Source organism: Hippea maritima DSM 10411 (assembly GCF_000194135.1).
GTDB lineage: Bacteria > Campylobacterota_A > Desulfurellia > Desulfurellales > Hippeaceae > Hippea > Hippea maritima.
In genome coordinates, this window is record NC_015318.1 from 880,882 (window position 1) to 902,449 (window position 21,568).

The window sequence follows — 21,568 nt, forward strand, 5'->3', positions numbered from 1 at the left end:
CTCAGGGGCTTTCTGCCCCTTTTTCAATCTCAACCATCACATCGTTAAAGGCAATGCCTCTTTTTGTGTCTGTTGGTATGTTCTTTGAGATAGCGTTCACATCAAGACACCTGCTTTTGTAGACAAATGCCAGGTTTCCCTTAACAGAATCCACGACTTTTGCCTTAAATGTCCTTTTTGTGTTGCCGTTTTTTAAGCTAACTAAAGAACCTGAATCAATCCTGTATTTTTTGGTTATCTCTTGGGATACATAAACGGTTTCTAAATCTATTGGTATGTTTTGTGAGTTTAGATAGCTTAAATGCGGCAGGCTGATTAGGCGGATCTTATCAAAAGTCTTTTTAGGCAGTATTAACTCATTCAGATCCTCTGGTGATTTTCTTGATCTAACTCTTTCACTTTTAACACCATCAATCGACAAATCCAGCTTAACATTCAACCGTTTTGCAATTTCTTTGGCTGCAGTTATGTCGTTGAGTCCATTTACAAGCGCTTCTTTTTTCAGCGTTTTGTTAAACAGATAGCTGCCCTGTATGTCGCTTTGGGCAAACATACCACCAACCTTTAGAAAATAATTTGCATACTCGGTGGTTTGAGTAAAGTTTGTATCAACAACGATAAGGATCGTTTTATCTAAAGCTTCCTGCCACACCTCGTTATCTGGCAAACTCATAACTGGGTTTGCCGCAACGATAAAAATAACATCAAAGTAATCGTTTTTAAGGTAATCTGTTATATCTGCGATGTAGATGCTTCTTTTTGGTGTTATCTTTGGCTTTTTTAGGCCTTCCTTTGAGGATCGAGAATAGTATAAATAGTCGATGTTGCCCGTTAGGTATGCAAGTCGGTTGAGCCATTTAATCGAGTTTTTGCCGTTTGAATAGCGCTGAAGCCCATAGCCTTCTATAACGGCTGTCCTGCCCGATTCAAATACGCTTGCAAATAGGTCTATCTCGTCCTCTTTTAAGCCTGTGAGCTTTATAGGATCATCAGACAAAAGTCTGGATTTGCCCAATCTATTCAAGATTGCATTTGCCAATACACCATCCGCTGCTGGCTTGATCCTGAAATACTCATGAGCCAGTTTTGCCGTTTGCGTCTCTATCGGGTCGATATAGATAATGCGTTTGTGTTTTTTTAACTCCTTGAGGTATGCATAAAGATGGGGCGAGCAGGTGTTGGCGTTTTTGCCAAAAATTACGATATTATCAACCTCTTCTAAGTTCGTTATAGGTGGGTTTGTGCATACGCTAAAATCCTCAATATGGGCCTCTATGCCTGTCTCATCACAGGGACTGCCATCAACAAAATAGACATTGTCAAGCTGGCTAAGCAAGACATCCCAGGCAAACATGCCATAGCCTAAGTTACCTGAGCCCCTAAGATACAAAACCCTCTTATTTTCCTTAAGCGAATCTATCAAGAGTTTAGAGATCCTATCGAACAGATCATCCTCTTTTGCTCTTTTGCCATCTAAAAGAGAGTAGGATGTATTATTCTTGATTTCTCTTTCGTAAAAAAATCTTAACTTTCCGCAGATAAAGGGTTTTTCTAAAAACTCAAAGTCGTTGGCTTTTACCTTTAACTGTCCGTTTTCTAAACCTGCCAAGAATCCGCATGTATCGGGGCAATCCTTGGCACAGAAGTGGTTTATCCAATCCATTTTGGTTTCTCCAACTTTCCCCTTGCAAATAAAACCTGCAAAAACTCTTGCTCTATTCTTTTGCCTGCATCTATCAAAAGCCTATACAGTTCATTCTTTTCGATCCTTTTTGAGTCGCACTCGCTCTTGCTTATCTCCGGTAAAACAGAAGAAAACCCCGTATAGATTTCTCTTGCTATAGCCTCGCTTGGATAAAACTCCAAACCTTCAAGGAGCTTCTTTAGGCTTGCGTATATGGAGAGTCCATCGCAATCAAGGTCACCAAAGAAAACCACTTTTTTATAGGAAAGCCTTTTGATAAATGTTGCTACCTGTTTTGTAAGATGGAAGCCCTTGTTGTATAAAAAAACCGCATTGTTCGGCTTCATACTCATAAAGAACGATAGGTTTTCGGATATAACCACCGTTAAGTCATCGCTTTGTTCTATGCTTTTCACATCGCCACCAAAAAAGGCTGCTAAATGGAGTTTATCTGTAAGCTCCTTTATGTTGATGCCGTTGATATACAGGTCTGTGTCTGTTCGGATGTAAATAATATTCGGCCTTTCGACTATGGCCAAGCTGTTAAAGAGATCTGCAAGCTCTCTATGCTTTTCTATGTATTTTGAACTGCCAAATAGGTAGGCTGAGCAGAAACGAATATCCTCGCCTTTGTATTCGTTTTGCATGAAGTCTATAATTTTTTGTCTTGCCTCTATGAGAAAATTATCCATTATTCACAAGCAACAAAACTGTCTTTTTGCCCTTATCTTGAAACTTGCCCAATATCTTAAAATGCCCCATGAGCTCGTTTAAATGCTTTTCTTTTGTATAGACAAAAAACTTACCCTTTAATGAATTAAAATAACTGGGATCTCTAACTTCACTTAAACAACGGCGAGTATAGGCAGTTATGGATTGATTGTTTATTTTATATTCAAATAAAGGTAAACTCGTCGATATAACTGTTTTCCAGATATGTTTTTCTGGTCTAAACTGCTCAAATTGAAAAAGTAGAACAAAACCAACAACACTAAGCATTAAAGCCTTGTAAAACGCTACGTTTTTTGGCTCTTTTAATATGTTAGTTAAAGCTACAAAAAAAAGCCCGAAAAATAGCGTCGGCATTAAACTTTCCATACCCTGCTTATAGGAATACAGGCTTAATCCAACACCTAAAATAAACTCAAAAACAAACATAGAGAAAGCTTTAATTTTACTGTTTCTGGCTTTTTCTATAGCTAACCCAAACAAAACGCTTAAAGGTATAAAGCCAAAAGCTATGTAATGGGCTAACTTGTTTTTAGAGATCGAAAAAAACAGAAAAACCCACAAAAACCAAACAAATAAAAAGATTACCTTTTTATTTTTAAAATCCAAAGCCTTATAGAAATCAACCAGAAATGGCCACCATAGATAAACAGCTGCTACAGATATAGGGAAAAAATAGAAAAACGAATGTGGATGCTGATGAGCAGCGCCTGTAAATCTTTCTATGTTATGATATATTAAAAACTTATTGATAAACTCCATACCATAGAGCTTATAAACAACCACATACCACGGCATGCTTACAATCAAAAAAACCAGAAAACCCATACCGTTTCTTAAGGAAAAAAATTCCTTAATGCCGCTGCTTCTTTTTACTATCCATAGATACAAAAAATAGGTAAAACCCACACTTACAATTCCTATAGGGCCTTTTGTTAGAAATGCCAAAGCTGTAAATAACCATCCCAAGATGTATCTGTTTTCTATAAAGTAATACACCCCGGCAAGTTCGAATAAGATCAAGCTCATATCAGGATAAACTGCTCTACCCAAATAGAAGAAAAACAGAACAGAAATAAAGCCAACCACAGACAACTTAGCCGATTGTTCATCACCAAAAAGCCTTTTGCTTAAAAGACATACATAAACGCCGCTTAAAGAAGCAGATATTATGGCAGGCAGTTTTGCAGCATACTCTATCAACCCCAAAAAGTCATGCCCGCTCCTTATCAACTGCTCGACAAAAAAAAGCTTAAAAAATAACACTAATTCCCAGTAATATAGGATTGGTTTATCGAACCTAACATGGCAGTTAAAAAACGGAATTATATAGTTATGGTTTTCTATCATTCTCAAGGCAGCATCTACATATTTGGGCTCATCCGGAGGAAAAAATGATATATAGAAACCACCTATGGAAAAAAATATAAACAAATATATGAATATAGATGTCTTGGTTCTCAGAAGCTTATCCAACAATTAGTCTTTACCTAAAATTATCCTCTGGAGTTTTTTAAATGAATCTGTGCCTGCAAACTCAAGCCAGTAAAACACCAAGGTTTCTGCAGGAATAACGCTTATTCCGTGGCCATTGTAGAAATCCATGGCTGTTGAATAAAACTCATCTTCCCTTGATGTTGTTGCATCCCTGGCTATCACAACATTATACCCTTTGGCTTTCAAATCCACAGCTGTCGACAAAACGCAAATATGGGATTCAATGCCAGTAAGAACTACAGTTTTTCTACCTAGCTCTTCTATTCTTTTTGCTATTTCTTCTATTTTTAACGCAGAGAACGACATTTTATCAAATCTTTCAGCATTATATTTCTCAAGGAGCGACTTTAACGGCTCTATCGTTTCTCCCAAACCCTTCGGGTATTGCTCTGTGTATATTATAGGCATATTGAACTCATTGGCGGCCTCAACTAAAAGCCTGATATTTTTTGTGGTTCTGTCTAAATTTCTCATGACCTTACATAATTTCTCTTGCATGTCAATCACAACCAAAATGGCGTTGTTTTTAGAGAACATAGACACCCCCCTTATTTTTTTAGGTATTGAGATATTTTTTTTGCCTCAGTTTCTTTGGATTTAAACTTACCCATCAGCTTTTCTTTTTTTTCAACAACCATATCAATTAACCTATTATTATCATATATCAGTTTTTTTGCAAGTTCCAATTCGTCATATTCGGGTTCTTCTTGACTCTTTAATTTATCAAACAGCTTATTTCTTTCTCTAAAAAGCTTATCCACCTCAGCAAGGTTAAATTCATCTTTTAAAATTTCTTCCTCTATTTTCTTGCCATTCTCAAATAAACTATTGTATATCTCTCTCCTTTTCTCATCCACTGCAAAACTCCTTTATTATAACACCTTCTCTCAAACTACCATTTGTAGCTATGAGATAATCCTTACCAAAAAACTCAAGCACCCTTTTTAGAATATACGCACCTACAACTATAACATCCTCTCTGCCTTTTTCCAAGATAGAATATCGCATTAACCGATGCTTCGAATCCATTTTGACCATATTTTTTAGTATAGACTCAATTACCGATTTCTTAAGTATATACCCTTCAACCGCTCTGTAGTCATAGTTAACAAGTTTTAGATCTATAGCCGCGAGTGTAGTGGTGGTGCCTGCATTGGCAACAATAAAATCAATATTATCTTTTGCTTTTATCCTTTCATGCAAAATACCAATAAAATCATCTCCAGCCTTAACAAGTTCACCCTCTTGTGGTGGATCTTCTTTGATATGCTTTTCTAAGAGTTTTACAACACCTATGGGCAAGCTAAATGCCTCTTTTAAGTTTTTACCGCAAGAAAACATAAACTCAGTGCTGCCCCCGCCCAAATCAAAAGCAGCCCACCTCTTGCCCTTAACTCTACCATTTAGAAAATACATTATACCTAAATGTGTAAGTTCAGCTTCTTCATCACCGTCTATTACCCTAATATTTAAACCAAGTTTTTCTGCTTCCTTTAAAAGCTCATCTTTATTTAAAGCCTCTCTTGTAGCACTTGTTGCAACAGCAACGGTTTTGTCAACATTAAAATCAACTATAAGCCTTAAATATTCCTTCAATATTTCAAGTGTTCTTTGTATGGCTTGAGGTTTTAATATTTTTTGGGGCAAGAACCCCTCGCCTAAACGGGCTATTCTGCTTTTTTGAAGCAGAAACTCAAATGTGCATGGACCCTTTTTCCTTGCAATAAGTAACCTTACAGTGTTTGTTCCTATATCAATAGAAGCAATAACCATTTAGCTCAAAAATAAGCCCTTTAAAACAAGGAATATAGCAGCAGACAGAGCAGCAGCTATAGGTAAGGTTAAAAGCCATGAAACTATTATATCTTTTAACACCTTAAGATTCAGGGCTCCTATACCTCTTGCAAGTCCAACACCTATTACAGAACCTACAAGTGTATGTGTTGTAGATATGGGAAGCCCCATTTTAGAACAAACAAGAACAGTAGTGGCGGCCCCAAATTCGGCAGCAAAACCCCTTGATGGTGTCATATCTGTAATTCTTCTACCTACAACCAAAATAACTTTATATCCATACATAGAAAGTCCAGCAACTATACCCACAGCGCCAACGCTTAAAACCCAAATTGGCATGGATAGGTGTTGATGAGCTGTTAAAGCCTTTGCATAAACGGCGCCCATTAATGGTCCAACGGCATTTGCAACATCGTTAGCACCGTGGGAAAATGCCATGTATGAAGCTGTAATAACCTGCAGTATGGCGAATATACGCTCAACCTGAGGGTATCTTCTTTTGTAGGGTAGGGTGGTATCCACTGGTATGCCGGAAACTATCTTGTATATTATACCGTAAAAGACAATACTCACTGCCGTAGCTATGAGCAGGGAGTTTACAAAGGAGAAGTTTAAATGTAGATTCTTAAGACCCTTATAAAGCATGGAGAAAACCAAAACCATGGAGACCATAAAAGCTAAAAATGGCGCATATCTTTTTGCCGCTATAACAGGTTTCTCATTAGAGAGTATTTTTTTTGATATGAATAGAAAAATAAAGAAAGATATGATGCCGCCACTTATTGGAGACACTATCCAGCTCAAAACAATAGTTATAACCTTTCCCCACTCGATCGAGCCAAAACCTTGAGTTACAATGCCAAAGCCCATAACACCACCTACAATTGAGTGGGTAGTAGATACAGGCATTCCAAGCTTTGTAGCCATATTAACCCATAAAGCAGCAGACAAAAGTGTAGCAAGCATTCCATATGCAAACACCATAGCATCGTATCTATAGGAAAATGGGCTAACAATACCCTTTGCAACAGTCAAACTAACATGATTACCTACCAATATAGCTCCAGAGAACTCAAAAATAGCTGCAACAATTATAGCCTGTTTAAAACTCAGGCTGCGAGCGCCAACACTTGTGCCCATAGCGTTGGCAACGTCGTTAGCACCTATATTCCATGCCATGTAAAAGCCGAATGCAGCAGCAAGCAAAAGAATTAACAACGGACTCATTGTGATATTATCAACCTTATTCTATTTGCCATTTTTTCAGCGGCATTTGCTATATCTCCAGTGGCCTCAATTATCTTCATCCACAATATTAACGAAGCGCAGTCAAGCTCTTCTGAGCTGTTTACCACTATTTTTGTTAAATCATACTGAAATACATCGGTTTCATGTTCTTTTTCGTTTATCTTATCTAAAAGTTCAACTACTTCTTTAGCTTCTGGGCCGGCAAAACCAGCTTCTCTTAGAGTTTCAAGCTCTTCAATTACATGTTTTGATAACTCCACAACCTCAAGAACACTTTTAACAAAGTCGTTTATCTTATTCTTAAGATCTTCAGGCACTTTAATTGTTTTGAAAGTCATCAAGACTCCCAAATCCTCTGTTTTATCTGCTATAGCATCCATTGATGTTATAATCTGCAAAACATCGCCTCTTGCAACGGGCATAAACACACTTTTTGGTAAACTTTGCCTGATCGTATTCTTTATTGTATCTGTTTTATACTCATGATCAGAAATCTCTTTTGCAAGCCTTCTTATTTCCTCCTCATCTCCACTTAAGAAAGCCTTATAAAGCCCAGGTATCCTATTGGTGCACTCCATAACCTCTTTCATCATTTCCATAATGGCTATGAAGGGAGACTTTCTAAACAAATCAAATATACCCATATAATCCCCCTTAGATTTTTGCTTTTTCTATTATACTTCTTGCCACATCCTCAAATGCTTTAGCTACAGGTGAAGTAGGATTAGAGATTACAATAGGCTTGCCTTTATCTCCACCTTCTCTAACCTCAACATCTATAGGTATCTCTCCCAAAAAGTCCAAACCTGTTTCATTGGCAAATTTCTTTGCTCCGCCATGATCAAATATATCTGTCCTTGCGCCACAATGTGGGCATATAAAATAGCTCATATTCTCAATAACGCCTATTGTGGGTATATTGAGCCTTTTGAAAAAGTCATAAGCCCTCATAGCATCACTCATAGCCACATTCTGGGGTGTTATAACTATAATACCACCGCTAACTTTTGTAAGTTGAGCTAAAGATAACTGGGCATCGCCTGTGCCAGGAGGGAGGTCTACCACAAGAAAATCCAGATCGCCCCAAATAACATCATCCAAAAACTGCTTAATAGCCTGGTGAATTAAAGCACCCCTCCAAATAACAGCTGCATCTTTTGGAACCAGATTTCCTATTGAGAGGATTTTAATACCGTATTTTTCTATAGGTAAAATCTTATCTTTATATTTTAGGTCTATAGTTATAGGTGTTCCCTCTATACCCATCATTGTAGGTATGTTAGGACCATAGATATCAGCATCCAAAAGACCCACTTTATAGCCAAATTTAGCCAATGCCAAAGCTGTATTCACGCTTACGGTAGATTTACCAACCCCACCTTTACCTGAGGTTGTAGCAATAACATGCTTAATATGGGAAAGCTTGTTCTCTTCATCTACAATCTTTTCTATAACAAGCTCCACATCTTCAATACCCTCAAGTTTTTTGAGAGACATCGGGATGCTTTTCTTCAAAAGCTCAACAACGGAATCTTTCTCATCTGAGTTTAACTTAAGTTTTACAATTACTTTTGAACCTTCAACAACAACATCATCCAAAACACCTTCTTTAATTATACTATGCGTTTTACCAGGATAAAATACCCGGCTTAGCTCATTTATAACCCTATCCTTCATAACTCTATCTCCTTTAAACTATTAAGTTCCTATTGTCCAGCTTGACAGATATTCCTTTTGTTCCTCAGTAAGCTCATCATGCTCCACACCTAAAGATTTTAGCTTAAGAGAAGCTATCATAGCATCCAACTCATCTGGCACCTTATAAACCTTCTTCTCAAGCTCACTGCCGTGTTCCACTAAGTATTTTGCACTTAATGCCTGATTTGCAAAACTCATATCCATAACGGATGATGGATGGCCTTCGGCAGCTGAAAGATTAACAAGCCTACCCTCAGCCAAAAGATATATTCTCCTACCATTCTTTAGCTTATACTCCCTAACAAATGGCCTGATATCCCTTTGAGATACAGCTATACCCCTTAGGCCCTTAACATCTATCTCAACATCAAAGTGGCCTGAGTTGGCAACAATTGTACCATCTTTCATCAATTCAAAGTGTTCTTTTCTTATAACATGTATATCGCCTGTAACAGTACAGAAAAAGTCTCCAATCTTTGCTGCCTCTTTAATGGGCATAACCCTAAAACCATCCATTACAGCCTCAAGTGCCCTCAAAGCATCGGTTTCAGTTACTATAACATTGGCACCCATACCCTTTGCCCTCGATGCAAGACCTTTACCGCACCACCCATAGCCACACACAACGAAGACGCTTCCTGCTATAAGCCTATTTGTAGCCCTCAAAATACCATCTATAGTTGATTGACCTGTGCCGTATCTGTTGTCAAACATGTGCTTTGTGTTGGCATCGTTAACCGCTATAACAGGAAAAGCCAAAACACCATTCTTTTCCATACTCTTTAATCTTATAACACCAGTTGTGGTTTCTTCTGTGGAACCTATAATGTTTTTTATAAGCTCTTTTCTTTCGGAATGCAAAAGCGAAACCAAATCAGCCCCATCATCCATCGTTATATTGGGCTTTTTATCCAATACGGCGTTGAGATGCTTATAATACGTATCCCTATCTTCGCCCTTTATAGCAAAAACAGGAATATCGTAATGCTTCACAAGTGCAGCTGCAACATCGTCCTGCGTTGATAGGGGATTTGATGCGCACAGATAAACATCAGCACCGCCTTTCTTTAAGGTTATAACAAGATTAGCCGTTTCTGTTGTAACATGCAAGCAGGCACCTATGGTTTTACCTTTTAAAGGTTTATTCTCTTCAAAGTCTTCCTGTATGCTTTTGAGCACATCCATTGTCTGGAATGCCCATTCTATTCTATCTTTGCCAGCATCGGCCAAAGAGAGATCTTTTACATCGTAATCCATCTTATAACCCTGCCTTTCTTCTTAACTCTTCTGCTTTATCAGTTTTTTCCCATGTGAAATCGTCATCATTTCTTCCAAAATGGCCATAAGCAGCGGTTTTTTTGTAAATAGGCCTTAAGAGGTCAAGATATTCTATTATACCTTTAGGAGTCATATCAAATGTATCTACTATGAGTTTTTTAATCTCCTCTTTGGGTAATTTACCCGTTCCATATGTATGTAGCATTATGCTTACAGGCTCCTCAACGCCTATAGCATAAGCCAACTGAACCTCACATCTTTTTGCAATGCCAGCAGCAACAATATTTTTTGCTATATAACGAGCCATATATGCACCAGACCTATCCACCTTCGTTGGATCTTTGCCTGAGAATGCCCCACCACCATGAGCAGCAACACCACCATATGTATCTACAATAATCTTTCTTCCAGTTAAGCCTGTGTCTGCATGCGGCCCACCAAGAACAAACCTGCCTGTTGGGTTTATGTAAAGTTTTATATCCGGATCCCAAAGCTCTTGCGGTATCACATAGCGAATAACATACTGAACAAGATCCTTTCTTAGTTGTTCAAGTTCAACATTCGAATCGTGCTGAGCAGACATAACAACGGCTGTTACCTTATCTGGATTAAAGCCGTTATACCTTATTGTAACTTGTGTTTTACCGTCAGGTCTTAAATACGGCAAAAGACCCTGCTTTCTTACATCAGCAAGCCTTTTTGAAAGTTTATGAGCTAAAACTATTGTCAGAGGCAAAAACTCTTCTGTCTCATCCGTAGCGTAACCAAACATCATACCCTGATCGCCAGCACCAAGTTTTTCGCCTCTATCAACACCCATTGCAATATCAGGAGATTGTCTATCAATAGACGTAACTACGGCACACGATTTATAATCCAAACCATAATCGGCATTGGTATAACCTATCTGCTTTATTGTTTCTCTAACGATTTCTGGTATTTCAACATACGTGTTTGTAGATATTTCACCAGCTACAAAAACAATGCCTGTTGTAAGCAGGGTTTCGCATGCAACACGACAGTTTTTATCCTCTTTTATTATAGCATCCAGAATAGCATCTGAAATCTGGTCAGCTACTTTATCGGGGTGTCCCTCTGTTACAGACTCGGATGTAAAAAGAAAAGTCTCGTTGTTATTCATGGCTTTTGCTCCTTTCTAAAAAGAAAAATGGTGCCGAAGAGGGGGGTCGAACCCCTACGGGCGTTAAAGCCCACTAGACCCTGAATCTAGCGCGTCTGCCAATTCCGCCACTTCGGCACTTCGCTTGAGATTATAATAAAAAGCCCTGCCGTGTCAATCATATAAATTCACTAAAAATAGCATTTGATACAAGCATGGCTCTTGGAGATGATAAAAATAGTCGTCCATTTTCCTTTTTTAAAAAGCCCGATTTAATAAACTTATCAATCTCATATTTGAATAAACTTTCTACATCAACACCATACCTGTCTTTAAAAACCTTCAAATCAATGCCTTCCTTTAGTCTTAAGCCTAAAATAAACATCTCTTTTGCAAGCTCTATTCCTTCAAGCTCTTCTTCAACAATATAGCTACCCAAAGGGTTTTTTACAAATTCATACAAATTTGAACTGTTTTTTATTCTCTTGCCTGATAAAAATGAACTTGCAGAAACACCAAAGCCCTTATAATCATATCCAAGCCAATAAGCATTGTTGTGCTTACTTCGAAAACCTTTCTTGGAAAAGTTTGATATTTCATATTGCTCAAAACCGTTTTTAGATAAAACTTCACACAGTTTAAGGTAAAATTCTTCTATATCTTCTTCATTTGATGATTTAAAGCCCATCTTAAAAAACTCACTGCCTTCCTCAATAGAGAGCATATAAATAGATACATGTTTTATATCTAACTTGCATGTTATATCTAAATCATACATCAGCTCATCCAATGTCTCGCCTACACCATAAATCAAATCTACACTTATATTCCTAAAACCGACCGCCAAAGCCTTCTCAACAGCAGATAAACTCTCTTTTTTATTATGAATTCTCCCTAAAATTTTCAACTTCCTATCGTTGAACGATTGAACACCTATACTTAATCTGTTTATACCTAAACTCTTCAATCCTTTTAAATAGTTCCCCTTAAGAAGTGGTATAGTTTCAAATGTTATCTCATCTATATCACATCTAAATCTCTTATAAACTTCATTTAAGACTCTTTCTATTTGATTGAGTTTCAAAATAGATGGCGTACCACCACCAAAATAAACCGTCTTTACAGTTTTATCACTATTAAAACCACGAATTTCTCTAATCACTGCATCAACATATCCATCAATTTCGTTAAATCTCTTCTCAAAAGACACGAAACTACAATACGGGCATTTTTTATAACAAAACGGAATATGAAAATAAAAATAAATATCATTCATAGCTACCTTTTTGTGTAAAACTCCCTTTTCTAACCTTTATAAAGGCACCATAATCAATTCCAAAAAGGTTTCCGCAGTTTGGACAAAATACTTTATTGCCTTCTTTAATGGTATAATCTTCCTTAATTCTATCTTTGTAACACCTAAGAAGCCTACCTTTTCCTATTTTGCGATAACGCATTAGTTTTGCTTTACACCCCGTGCACTTTAAGGTAAACATTTCATCGCTATAATAACACAAAGAGCAAAAGGGAGCAAAGATGAAGGCAAAAGTAGAATTAATAGTAAACGGGGGAGCTGGCCTTTTAAAGATAAATGGTGAATATGATAAAAGAGACCTATAAAATCAAATCAATAGAATTATTTAACATGTTCCTCAAACTCATCATATAGAGAGCTTAACACTTTTAAAACTCAAACAGAATCATATTTTTTGCTTTTGAGGATTTTATTACAGCCTGAAGGAGCTTGTTTTTATCCATACTAAAGAAAAGATGGCTTTTACATCTTGAATCACTGCTCCCAAAACCCTGTATAGGCTTTAATCTTTTGGATAGGTTTTTTGCAATTGGATATTCTAACCTTTTAGGGGAGAGCCAAGCGACAAAACCAATAATAGCAGTAACACTTAAGAAATAATCTATATGCCATCTGATTTGCTTATTTGATGATAGATGTCTTTTTAGCCTTTTCTTTAGACCCCCTAAGGCAGAACCCACGTAGGCATAGTAGCCCTTTTTAAATTTAACTTCACCTAAAGCACCGACAGTTAACTCACTATCTTTAGAAAGATAAATAATCAAAACATATGTGGCTTTTAAAGCTAAAAATCCCCTAAATCTATCAATATTAAAACAGCCATAAGGCTTTTTTATATCTTTCATAGACCACCTGTTCTTTTTGTTTATACCACACTTTTCATCTTGCAATCAAGACCAAAATAAGTTTATAATTAATTATTACTGGGGGTATGAAATGGACAACTCTATTGAGATTAGCTCAAAACTGCTTAAATTTCAAAAGGAAGAAATAAACGGCTATGCCATATATTCTGCTCTTTCAAAACTAAAAGGTGTAAGCCAGAAGAACAAGAAAATACTTTCAAAAATAGCAGAAGATGAGCTACATCACTATAATACCTGGAAAAAATACACATCAAAAGAGGTAAAACCTAACTCGATAGTCGTTATTTTCTTTATCTTGATGGCAAAGATATTCGGCGTTGTTTTTTGTGTAAAAATGATGGAATCCTTAGAAGGTGATGCCCAGGAGGGCTATAAAGAGGTTGTAAACGATATACCTGAGGCAAAAAAGGTACTCGAGGATGAAGAAAGGCACGAGAGGCTTTTGGTGGATATGCTAAAAGAAGAACGCATCGAATACATAAGCTCAATGGTTTTGGGTATAAGTGATGCAATTGTTGAGCTAACAGGGGCTTTAGCTGGTGTATCATTAGCATTGCAAAATGCAAAACTTATAGGTATAGTTGGGGTTGTAACAGGTATCTCAGCATCCCTAAGCATGGGCTCAAGCGAATACTTATCACAAAAAGCAGACAAACACAACCATCCGCTAAAGGCTGCCCTTTATACTACAGCTGCCTACTTTTTCACCGTTTTAATGCTGGTTGTACCGTTTTTTGTATTTAGTAGTTTTTATAATGCCTTAGTCTTGATGTTTATAGATGCCACAGTTGTAATACTAATTTTCAGTTTTTTTATGTCAGTTGTAAAAGAAATACCATTCAAAAAAAGCTTTTTTGAGATGTTTTTTATAAGTTTTACAGTAAGCATAATATCATTTGTAATAGGTTATTTCGCACGAAAAATCTTAAATGTGGAGATATAAAATAATGAAAAGTTTGGCGGAGCGTTTATCGGAAATGGTTGAATTTTCATTAGGCTGCACAGAACCAGCAGCGATTGCATTCAACACAGCCTACCTAAGCAATTACATTAAAGATGCAGATTATATTGAGATTGAAATAGATAGAATGACATTTAAGAATGCCTTTAATGCTGGCATTCCAAACTCAAACGGCCTAACTGGTACAAAATGGGCTGCCATTTTAGGATATTTAATATCTGACACATCTAAAGGATTAGAGATATTCCAACTACTTAATGAAGCCACCCTAAACAAAGCCATAAACAGTAATATAGATGTAAAGATAGATGTTGTGGAAAAAAAATACCTATACATAAAAAGCAAAGCTACAAGAAATGGCCAAACATCCGAAATTACAACATCAAAAACACATACAGGCATCTCTAAAATCATAAAAAACGGCAAGGTTATATTTTATAAAAAACCTCAAGACGAAGAAGAGGTGGAATTTGAAAAGAAATACTACAAACCAGAAACATGGGCAGACTTAATAGATGAACTTTATTTAGATGGAAGTCTAAGAGAAAAAATTAAAAAGGCTATTAATATAAACATAAAAGCAAAAGAGTTTGGAAGACGCTATTCAGACAACGATTTAGGCGTATTTGGTGCAGTTTATGCAAGAATGGGTGGAGATAATATTCAAGTGGCAAGCTGTGCAGGAAGTGGCAATAAGGGCTTAACGGCAACAATACCGATTGTTGATTTTGCAAAACAAATAAAAGCATCAGACGAAAAAACGACAAAGGCAGTTATGCTATCATGTTTTATCACATCTCTTATAACCTCAAAATTTGGTTTTGTCTCCTCAACGTGTGGTGTAGTACATGCTGCAGCCGTTGGTGTTATAGGAGGTATATTGTATTTAAAAAATAGATCTGACCTGTTTTTATCTGCGTTTTTCAACTATATTGAAGGAGTGGGGGGTGTTTTTTGTGATGGAGCAAAAAGGGGTTGTTCAGCCAAAGCTCTATATGCAGTAAAAATGGCATTTGAAGCAATATGGTTAGCAGAGAAGGGGGTGATAATAGGCTTCAAAGATGGTTTTTTGGGCAAGGATTTTTATCAAACATTAGAAAATCTATTTAAATACGATCCTTATTTTAAATTATTCGATAGGGAAACAATTGAGATCCTAAACAAAAAAGAAAATTAAAGTTTACTGAAGGAGGATTTGTATGTCATTTAAGTCAAAGCTTATCGCCTATGGAGTAGGGTCGGTTTTGATGTTTTTAATCATTTTTGGAATATACGCTGTTTGGTGGAACGTTCACCAAATAAACGACCGCTATCATAAGATGTATGAATTATTATTAAGAGTAAAAAAAGAGAAGGTTAAAACCTTAGTAAAAACTATATCATCAAAATACGCCAAAGAAATCCAAAACGGAAAAGATCCAAAAGATGTAGAACTTGAAATATACGACGATTTAAACAAGATAAGATATGATAATGGGAATTATTTATTTGTAATAAACAGAAAAGGATTAATGGTGCTCGATCCACCTAAACCACAGTTAAATGGAAGCAATGTCTATAATTTAAAAGACAAAAAAGGTGAATACCTATTTAAAAAAATGATAGAAATTTCAAAGACCAAGGGTGAAGGCTTTGTCCACTACTGGTGGGTAAAACCTGGCGGTGGTATTGCACCAAAAATGACTTTTATTTATACAATTCCAAAAATAAATTTGATTATAGGCTCTGGTATTTATTTAGATGATGTGTTAAAGGAAGCTTTGGCTTATAAGAAAAAAGTTCAAAAAGAAGTTATGTCATCTGTTGTAGCAGCATCGGGCGTTGCCTTTGTAGCATTGCTTATAGTTATATTTAGTGGAATAGCACTGGCAAATACTTTAGTTAGACCTATAAATCTTATGGCCAAAGAACTTGAAGACTTAGAAACCGGTGAAGGTGATCTAACAAAGAGGGTAAAGGTTGAAACTCATGATGAGTTTGAAAACCTCGCAAACAAACTTAATAATTTCTTAGATTCTATTCATCAACTCGTCAAGGATGTGCGTCTATCGGCAGAAGATGTAATGAAAAACAGCGAAACAACGGCCTCATCCGCCATAGAGATGGCATCAACAGTGGAAGAAACAACAAGAAACTTAGAGGAGATGACACAGGCTGTAAACGATATGAGCGAGGCGGTGCACAATGTTGCACAGTCCACAGAGGGTATCAATATGCAGGCTGAAACCGTCAGTCAGATAAATCAGCAGATGCTCAAGGATATTGAAGAAAGAGTCAAAAGGATGAACGAGAATGCAAAACTGGCAAGAAAGGCAATGGAGCAGATCAACACTGTTGGCGAATCATCAAAACAGATAGGGCAGATTGTTAATGTCATAAATGAGATTGCTGATCAAACAAATCTATTGGCTTTGAATGCCGCCATTGAGGCTGCCCGTGCAGGTGAAGCGGGTAGAGGCTTTGCCGTTGTTGCTGATGAGGTAAGAAAGCTGGCAGAAAAAACCCAAAGGGCAACTGAGGAAATCAGGGATATGATAATAAGAATGCAGAAGGATGCTCAAACATCTATAGAGATGACCAAAAAAGCAGAAGAGGGCATACTCAATGAAAGGGAAAAGGCCTTGGAGGATGAAAACAACATAAAAGCTATGGTTGAACAGATATCCAAGACGGTTGAGGAGATCAACGCAACCAGCGCAGCAACAGAGGAGCTATCATCAACCGTAGCAGAGATCAATGTTCAGGCTCAGGAGATAAGACAGGCAGCCAAGGACAACTCAACAGTGGCAGAGCAGATTGCAAACCTCTCCGAGCAGCTAAAATCAAGCTCAGAAAGACTCACAGACTTAGTAAGAAGGTTCAAGGTATAAACCTTAGCGTAATCCCCCTCAAAGCAGAGGGGGATTATATTTTTTCAATCCAGTTTATTAGATCAGACAAAGACAAGTTAAACAGGTCATTTAAGGATGATATAACATCATCAAAGGAATTACCGTTTATTTTTATACTTTTGCTAAATGCGTGGATATAGATCTTGCCGTTATTCTCATCTTTGAGCCTGAACTCGATGTTGCAGATTGCGTATGTTCTGTTTGCTAAGAACAACGGCTCAAAGTCGTAAATCACATAGCTCAACCTGTAATTTGGCCTTAAAATATCACCACTTACAAACAGGTGCGTTTTGTTTAAGACATGCTCAATCGATGTTTTATACATAAGGCAAACAGGCTTAATCCAGCGCACATTGCCGTATCTGTCAAACTCAAATTTACCTTTTTTGAAAAAAATAAAGGTGCTATCAAACGGTGCTCCACAATCAACATCGGATACAACTATGGTTTTTCTTACTTTCCTATCCAGCTTGAAGGCAATCGGTTTCAGGTTTAATGTATATTCCCTCAAAGGAGGCAATTTATGAAAGCTGCAGCCCACCAAAAACAGAAAAACAATTAAAATTAACCTTTTCATTTTGCCTGTTTCCCCTCTTTTCTTCTATCTATCAACAGGGATGGATTGTATTTAAGCTCATCCACAAATTCCTTGGTACTTGTAAGAAGTGATTTTATTTTTATTAATACTTCATAGCTTTTTTGAAGTGATGTATCTCTAAAATAGTTAAGTGTTTTATTTGAGTTTCCTATAAGTTCACTAACAGAGCTACTCAGTGCATCAAATTTGCTTAGAAGAACTGCAATCTGTTTTGTATCCAAGGTAAGTAATGAGACTAATCTGTCAACCTCAGATAAGGTTTGGTTTAGATGGTTGGCCGCTAAAGCAAGCTGAGCTGCAGCGTCATTCGAGTTCTTGATAAAATGCTTTATGTTGTTTTCTGTTGAGTTATCCAGCAATACGTTGATTTTATTGGATATACTCTTCAAGGAGTCTGCAGTTTCCATAATCACACTTGAGATCTCCTCTATATTGGAAGGAATTGAGCCTATAACAGGGTAGGGTTCATTTTTAAGGTAGCCAGGCAACTTTGGAGGATTATTTGTATAAATAAGATTAATATAAGAAATACCAGTAAGGCCATTGGATGAAATCCGTGCAGCCATATTGGCCTTAAGAGGAAGATTTCTCTCTATAAGAATTATAATCTTAAAAAAGTCTGGATGTCTCTGATCTATTAAGATATCTTCTACTTTACCAACAGATAAACCTTTATATTTAACATCAGAATCTACATGCAATCCAGATATGTTTGAGTTTGTATAAACGATATATCTTTTGTAATTGGTGTAGTTAGAACCACCAATAAGCCATAAGACAATACCTATACCAATAATACTAAAAATTATGACAAATATACCAACTAAAGCATAATTTACTTTTGGTTCCATAACTCAAATTTCCTTCCTCTTTGCCCAAAGAATATCTTCTTAATCCATTCATCGTCAATACTTTTTATATTTACAGGCTCACCCTCAGCTAATATTCTTTTATCTTTTATAACACATGCTCTCGTAGTTATACCAAAAAAACTATCCAGATCGTGGGTAATCATAATAACAGTTATACCAAGCAACTCATTGAGTCTCTTTATTGTCTGATCAAAATCATCAGCGCTTGCAGGATCGAGACCACTCGTTGGCTCATCCAAAAAAATAACTTTAGGATCCAAAGCCAAAGCTCTAGCGAGAGCTGCCTTTTTTCTCATACCACCTGAAAGTTCATATGGGTATAAGTCGTAAACGAAGTCATCCAAGCCAACAAGAGAAAGTTTAAACCTGACTATATCCTCTATTAGATTATCTGGAAGATTGGAATTCTCCTTAAGAGGCACAGCTACATTCTCACCTATGGTTAACGAGGTAAATAAACTTGCAGCCTGAAACATAACACCGTAGGATCTCTTAATCTGGTTGCGCTTTTTTTCATCAGCTTTATTTATATCAACTCCGAACACATTTATTTTACCCTCAGAATGCTCCAACATAAGAATAGCACGCATCAACGTGGTCTTACCAGATCCACTTTTACCTATAATTGCATATATATCACTTTTCTTTACACTGATTGAGACTTTATCTAAGACAATTCTATCTCCAAACCTAACGGTTAAATCGTTAACCTCTATTATATTCCCATCCATCTAAACAACACCGAAAATATAGCATCGGCAATGATAACACCAAATATACTATCTACAACACTTACAGTAACGCTTTTACCTATACTTTCAACATTCTTTTTTGTTTGAAACCCCTTAAATGCCCCTATAGTAGCAATCAAAAAGGCAAATGCCGGCGCTTTTAAAATACCCGAGACGAAAGTCTTAATACCTATAGCTTGGTGAAGCCTAAGAATAAAATCTCTTACAGTTATATTCAAAGAAAGATGGGCAACAACCATTCCACCCAATACACCCATAACATCAGCAAGCACTATTAAAAGAGGCACACAAACGAGCATAGACACTATTTTTGGGAAAACCAAAATATCGTAAGGATTTACCCCCATGGTCTTTATCACATCAACCTCTTCTGTAACCTTCATTATGCCTATTTGAGCTGTATAGGAACTTGAACTCCTACCTGCAAGCAGTATTGCAACAATTAAGGGCCCAAGCTCTCTTAAAACAGATATACTTACAAGATCAACAACAAATATGTTGGCTCCGAATTGCTTTAACCTCACAGAACCGTGGTAGGCTATAACAGCTCCTATCAAAAAAGATATAGTGGTCAAAATAGGAATAGCATTGAAGCCCATAAGTTCAACGTCTTTTAAAGTAGACTTTAATCTAAACCGTTTTGGGTTTAAAATAAACCCTATAAAACCTACAAACACTTCCCCTAAAAAAGACATAAAAACATAAAGTTCCTTGAGCCTTTCAACAAAAGCATATCCTAAACTATACAAAAAACCTCTACTGTCTTTCTTTTTTTTCTTTTCTGGTATATGTTGTAGGACTATATTTAAAAGACTTTGGTCATTTTTATTTAACAAGAGCTTTATATTTAACGAGGCAAGATACACCAAAGAGCTTGTATCAAGTTTTGATGCACCTCTAACATCTATAATGGCTGGTTTACACTCATTAATTTTAGTTATAAGTTTAGAGAGGTTATTAAATGTTAGCTCACCACTAACCAATAATCTATTGTTTTTGCAGTCTATGTTCACCACTAACCCTCTTATTTGTCATAACAACTCCAACTATAACAAAAAGGCCACCAATAACCTCATAGAAAGACAAACTCTCACCAAGTACAACAACGGAGGTAATAACACCAAAAACCGGTACGAGATTTACAAAAACGCTGGCCTTAGTTGCACCTATTTCTTTTATGCCATTATACCATGCGCTAAAGGCAATTATCGTAGAAAACAAAACCATATACATAAGACTTGCCCAAGCTTTAAAAGGATAAGTTAAATGCAGATTACCCTTAAAAACAGCAAGGGGAAGAAATATTAAAGCCCCCAAAAGAGAGCTTAGACACACAGCTTCTGTTGTGGATAACCCCCTCAATGCCTTTTTTGTTATGACAGAATATACTGCCCACATAGTCGTGGCAAGAAGCATAAGAAAATCACCTAAATTAAAATTTAAGGTTGTTATAGTTTTTAGATCGCCCTTTGAAACTATGAAGGCTATGCCAACAAAAGACACGCATATACCTAATACGCCAAGAGGGGTTAGTCTCTCCTTCAAAACAATCCACGCTATTATAGCTGTTATTATTGGATTGGCACCAGAAATAAGAGAAACATCTGAAGCTTTGGCAAATTTTAAGGCAAAAAGAAAAAAAATGCCGTATAAAAAAATACCTGTTAAAGCCATTAAGAATAAAAGTTTAAAGTTTAAAAAGAGTTTTTCTGCTAAGTTATACAAAGAGAGCTTAAAAAACAGAACAAATAAAACAAAAACCAAAGAGAATCTTAAAAAGGCAAAGCTAAAAGGGTGGATATATTCCACCCCGATTTTAGCAATGGGAAAACCAACACCCCAAAAAGCCGTAGCAACAACTAAAAGAAGGTAAGTGCGGTATTTCATCAAAAAGAATTAGAAAGCCGATTTTATCTTTTGTGCTGCTGTCTTTATCTCCATATACAACAGGCCCAATTTGACCTTATCATCTGTAATAACCATCAAAACAGCCTCTTCTCCTGCTGAGGTTATCACTATATAGCCTTTATCGCCTCTTATTGTAACCTGCTGAGGTACACCTTTTTCCAACTCCTCAACAGCCCTTTCAGACAATGACAGCAAGGCTGCACTCATTGCAGAAACCCTATCCTCATCCATATCTCCTGGTAAATAGCTGCTTATCATAAGTCCATCTGATGTAACCAATGCAGCACCCTCTATACTTTGAGTTGAACCAACCAACTCTTGGAGAGTTTTGTTTATAAGCTCTTCCTTCATTGATAT

At 36.7% G+C, this 21,568-nt stretch carries 23 protein-coding genes and 1 tRNA gene; 3 read left to right on the forward strand and 21 right to left on the reverse strand.

The genetic code is table 11. The features are described 5' to 3' along the window. Window position 1: 1 nt before the first annotated feature. From HIPMA_RS04590 to HIPMA_RS04660, 15 genes are all read right to left on the reverse strand, one after another. On the reverse strand, window positions 2–1,663 hold the full coding sequence (locus HIPMA_RS04590; protein ID WP_013681902.1) for a molybdopterin-dependent oxidoreductase: 1,662 nt from the start codon (window positions 1,661–1,663) through the stop codon (window positions 2–4). Then, complete coding sequence (locus HIPMA_RS04595; protein ID WP_013681903.1) at window positions 1,651–2,376, reverse strand: Wadjet anti-phage system protein JetD domain-containing protein; 726 nt, start codon at window positions 2,374–2,376, stop codon at window positions 1,651–1,653. Before HIPMA_RS04595 ends, HIPMA_RS04590 begins: the two co-directional genes overlap by 13 nt. After that, entirely contained in the window at window positions 2,369–3,889 is a 1,521-nt protein-coding gene (locus tag HIPMA_RS04600) for an ArnT family glycosyltransferase (RefSeq protein WP_245526334.1), read from the reverse strand. Before HIPMA_RS04600 ends, HIPMA_RS04595 begins: the two co-directional genes overlap by 8 nt. Before the next feature lie 3 nt (window positions 3,890–3,892). Then, a complete protein-coding gene (locus tag HIPMA_RS04605; RefSeq protein WP_013681905.1) occupies window positions 3,893–4,447 on the reverse strand; it encodes an isochorismatase family protein in 555 nt (184 codons plus the stop codon). A gap of 11 nt (window positions 4,448–4,458) precedes the next feature. After that, on the reverse strand, window positions 4,459–4,767 hold the full coding sequence (locus HIPMA_RS04610) for a hypothetical protein (RefSeq protein ID WP_013681906.1): 309 nt from the start codon (window positions 4,765–4,767) through the stop codon (window positions 4,459–4,461). Then, entirely contained in the window at window positions 4,760–5,683 is a 924-nt protein-coding gene (locus HIPMA_RS04615) for a Ppx/GppA phosphatase family protein (RefSeq protein ID WP_013681907.1), read from the reverse strand. Before HIPMA_RS04615 ends, HIPMA_RS04610 begins: the two co-directional genes overlap by 8 nt. After that, window positions 5,684–6,931 (reverse strand): inorganic phosphate transporter, encoded by a 1,248-nt coding sequence (locus HIPMA_RS04620; RefSeq protein WP_013681908.1) that lies wholly within the window; start codon window positions 6,929–6,931, stop codon window positions 5,684–5,686. Next, window positions 6,928–7,596, reverse strand: coding sequence for a TIGR00153 family protein (locus HIPMA_RS04625; RefSeq protein ID WP_013681909.1), 669 nt, complete (start codon window positions 7,594–7,596; stop codon window positions 6,928–6,930). The genes HIPMA_RS04620 and HIPMA_RS04625 overlap by 4 nt, the downstream gene beginning before the upstream one ends. Before the next feature lie 10 nt (window positions 7,597–7,606). Beyond that, complete coding sequence (locus HIPMA_RS04630) at window positions 7,607–8,629, reverse strand: Mrp/NBP35 family ATP-binding protein (RefSeq protein ID WP_013681910.1); 1,023 nt, start codon at window positions 8,627–8,629, stop codon at window positions 7,607–7,609. A 21-nt stretch (window positions 8,630–8,650) separates the two neighbouring features. Beyond that, window positions 8,651–9,907, reverse strand: coding sequence for an adenosylhomocysteinase (gene ahcY, locus HIPMA_RS04635; RefSeq protein WP_013681911.1), 1,257 nt, complete (start codon window positions 9,905–9,907; stop codon window positions 8,651–8,653). 1 nt (window position 9,908) lies between these two features. Then, window positions 9,909–11,069, reverse strand: coding sequence for a methionine adenosyltransferase (gene metK / locus HIPMA_RS04640; RefSeq protein ID WP_013681912.1), 1,161 nt, complete (start codon window positions 11,067–11,069; stop codon window positions 9,909–9,911). A 28-nt stretch (window positions 11,070–11,097) separates the two neighbouring features. Continuing rightward, window positions 11,098–11,186, reverse strand: a tRNA-Leu gene (locus HIPMA_RS04645). Window positions 11,187–11,226: 40 nt separating this feature from the next. After that, window positions 11,227–12,324: a radical SAM family heme chaperone HemW gene (hemW, locus tag HIPMA_RS04650; RefSeq protein WP_013681913.1), complete on the reverse strand. Its 1,098-nt coding sequence runs from the start codon at window positions 12,322–12,324 to the stop codon at window positions 11,227–11,229. After that, window positions 12,317–12,505 carry a hypothetical protein gene (locus tag HIPMA_RS04655; protein WP_218915342.1) on the reverse strand — a complete coding sequence of 63 codons (189 nt, stop codon included), beginning with the start codon at window positions 12,503–12,505 and terminating at the stop codon, window positions 12,317–12,319. The genes hemW and HIPMA_RS04655 overlap by 8 nt, the downstream gene beginning before the upstream one ends. A gap of 226 nt (window positions 12,506–12,731) precedes the next feature. Beyond that, window positions 12,732–13,208: a GIY-YIG nuclease family protein gene (locus tag HIPMA_RS04660; protein ID WP_013681915.1), complete on the reverse strand. Its 477-nt coding sequence runs from the start codon at window positions 13,206–13,208 to the stop codon at window positions 12,732–12,734. Between the two features lie 91 nt (window positions 13,209–13,299). On the opposite strand from HIPMA_RS04660, the gene HIPMA_RS04665 reads away from it, so the two are divergent. The 3 genes from HIPMA_RS04665 to HIPMA_RS04675 are packed head-to-tail and all read left to right on the forward strand — an operon-like array spanning window position 13,300 to window position 17,060. Beyond that, a complete protein-coding gene (locus HIPMA_RS04665) occupies window positions 13,300–14,172 on the forward strand; it encodes a VIT1/CCC1 transporter family protein (protein WP_013681916.1) in 873 nt (290 codons plus the stop codon). A 4-nt stretch (window positions 14,173–14,176) separates the two neighbouring features. Then, window positions 14,177–15,367 carry an L-serine ammonia-lyase, iron-sulfur-dependent, subunit alpha gene (locus HIPMA_RS04670; protein WP_013681917.1) on the forward strand — a complete coding sequence of 397 codons (1,191 nt, stop codon included), beginning with the start codon at window positions 14,177–14,179 and terminating at the stop codon, window positions 15,365–15,367. Between the two features lie 22 nt (window positions 15,368–15,389). Then, window positions 15,390–17,060: a methyl-accepting chemotaxis protein gene (locus HIPMA_RS04675; RefSeq protein WP_013681918.1), complete on the forward strand. Its 1,671-nt coding sequence runs from the start codon at window positions 15,390–15,392 to the stop codon at window positions 17,058–17,060. Window positions 17,061–17,094: 34 nt separating this feature from the next. Here HIPMA_RS04675 and HIPMA_RS04680 read toward each other — a convergent pair whose 3' ends face one another. The 6 genes from HIPMA_RS04680 to HIPMA_RS04710 are packed head-to-tail and all read right to left on the reverse strand — an operon-like array spanning window position 17,095 to window position 21,562. Continuing rightward, window positions 17,095–17,658, reverse strand: a complete 564-nt coding sequence (locus HIPMA_RS04680) for an ABC-type transport auxiliary lipoprotein family protein (RefSeq protein ID WP_013681919.1) — start codon at window positions 17,656–17,658, stop codon at window positions 17,095–17,097. Further along, entirely contained in the window at window positions 17,655–18,530 is an 876-nt protein-coding gene (locus HIPMA_RS04685) for an MlaD family protein (RefSeq protein ID WP_013681920.1), read from the reverse strand. The genes HIPMA_RS04680 and HIPMA_RS04685 overlap by 4 nt, the downstream gene beginning before the upstream one ends. Continuing rightward, window positions 18,515–19,282 carry an ABC transporter ATP-binding protein gene (locus tag HIPMA_RS04690; RefSeq protein WP_013681921.1) on the reverse strand — a complete coding sequence of 256 codons (768 nt, stop codon included), beginning with the start codon at window positions 19,280–19,282 and terminating at the stop codon, window positions 18,515–18,517. Before HIPMA_RS04690 ends, HIPMA_RS04685 begins: the two co-directional genes overlap by 16 nt. Next, a complete protein-coding gene (locus HIPMA_RS04695; protein WP_013681922.1) occupies window positions 19,267–20,316 on the reverse strand; it encodes an MlaE family ABC transporter permease in 1,050 nt (349 codons plus the stop codon). Before HIPMA_RS04695 ends, HIPMA_RS04690 begins: the two co-directional genes overlap by 16 nt. Next, the gene (locus HIPMA_RS09400) at window positions 20,291–21,190 is read right to left on the reverse strand and encodes a DMT family transporter (RefSeq protein WP_013681923.1); all 900 of its coding nucleotides are present in this window, start codon (window positions 21,188–21,190) and stop codon (window positions 20,291–20,293) included. Before HIPMA_RS09400 ends, HIPMA_RS04695 begins: the two co-directional genes overlap by 26 nt. Window positions 21,191–21,199: 9 nt before the next feature. Continuing rightward, on the reverse strand, window positions 21,200–21,562 hold the full coding sequence (locus HIPMA_RS04710) for a roadblock/LC7 domain-containing protein (RefSeq protein WP_013681924.1): 363 nt from the start codon (window positions 21,560–21,562) through the stop codon (window positions 21,200–21,202). Between the last annotated feature and the right edge of the window lie 6 nt (window positions 21,563–21,568).

Bases quoted from the DNA above. Each gene is read 5' to 3' on its own strand.
- HIPMA_RS04660 (WP_013681915.1), bottom strand. From the start codon at position 13,208: ATGAAAGATATAAAAAAGCCTTATGGCTGTTTTAATATTGATAGATTT.
- HIPMA_RS04665 (WP_013681916.1), top strand. From the start codon at position 13,300: ATGGACAACTCTATTGAGATTAGCTCAAAACTGCTTAAATTTCAAAAG.
- hemW (WP_013681913.1), bottom strand. From the start codon at position 12,324: ATGAATGATATTTATTTTTATTTTCATATTCCGTTTTGTTATAAAAAA.
- HIPMA_RS04620 (WP_013681908.1), bottom strand. From the start codon at position 6,931: ATGAGTCCGTTGTTAATTCTTTTGCTTGCTGCTGCATTCGGCTTTTAC.
- HIPMA_RS04595 (WP_013681903.1), bottom strand. From the start codon at position 2,376: ATGGATAATTTTCTCATAGAGGCAAGACAAAAAATTATAGACTTCATG.
- HIPMA_RS09400 (WP_013681923.1), bottom strand. From the start codon at position 21,190: ATGAAATACCGCACTTACCTTCTTTTAGTTGTTGCTACGGCTTTTTGG.
- HIPMA_RS04690 (WP_013681921.1), bottom strand. From the start codon at position 19,282: ATGGATGGGAATATAATAGAGGTTAACGATTTAACCGTTAGGTTTGGA.
- HIPMA_RS04710 (WP_013681924.1), bottom strand. From the start codon at position 21,562: ATGAAGGAAGAGCTTATAAACAAAACTCTCCAAGAGTTGGTTGGTTCA.
- HIPMA_RS04675 (WP_013681918.1), top strand. From the start codon at position 15,390: ATGTCATTTAAGTCAAAGCTTATCGCCTATGGAGTAGGGTCGGTTTTG.
- HIPMA_RS04655 (WP_218915342.1), bottom strand. From the start codon at position 12,505: ATGCGTTATCGCAAAATAGGAAAAGGTAGGCTTCTTAGGTGTTACAAA.
- HIPMA_RS04670 (WP_013681917.1), top strand. From the start codon at position 14,177: ATGAAAAGTTTGGCGGAGCGTTTATCGGAAATGGTTGAATTTTCATTA.
- HIPMA_RS04630 (WP_013681910.1), bottom strand. From the start codon at position 8,629: ATGAAGGATAGGGTTATAAATGAGCTAAGCCGGGTATTTTATCCTGGT.
- HIPMA_RS04685 (WP_013681920.1), bottom strand. From the start codon at position 18,530: ATGGAACCAAAAGTAAATTATGCTTTAGTTGGTATATTTGTCATAATT.
- HIPMA_RS04590 (WP_013681902.1), bottom strand. From the start codon at position 1,663: ATGGATTGGATAAACCACTTCTGTGCCAAGGATTGCCCCGATACATGC.
- HIPMA_RS04615 (WP_013681907.1), bottom strand. From the start codon at position 5,683: ATGGTTATTGCTTCTATTGATATAGGAACAAACACTGTAAGGTTACTT.
- HIPMA_RS04605 (WP_013681905.1), bottom strand. From the start codon at position 4,447: ATGTTCTCTAAAAACAACGCCATTTTGGTTGTGATTGACATGCAAGAG.
- metK (WP_013681912.1), bottom strand. From the start codon at position 11,069: ATGAATAACAACGAGACTTTTCTTTTTACATCCGAGTCTGTAACAGAG.
- HIPMA_RS04680 (WP_013681919.1), bottom strand. From the start codon at position 17,658: ATGAAAAGGTTAATTTTAATTGTTTTTCTGTTTTTGGTGGGCTGCAGC.
- ahcY (WP_013681911.1), bottom strand. From the start codon at position 9,907: ATGGATTACGATGTAAAAGATCTCTCTTTGGCCGATGCTGGCAAAGAT.
- HIPMA_RS04625 (WP_013681909.1), bottom strand. From the start codon at position 7,596: ATGGGTATATTTGATTTGTTTAGAAAGTCTCCCTTCATAGCCATTATG.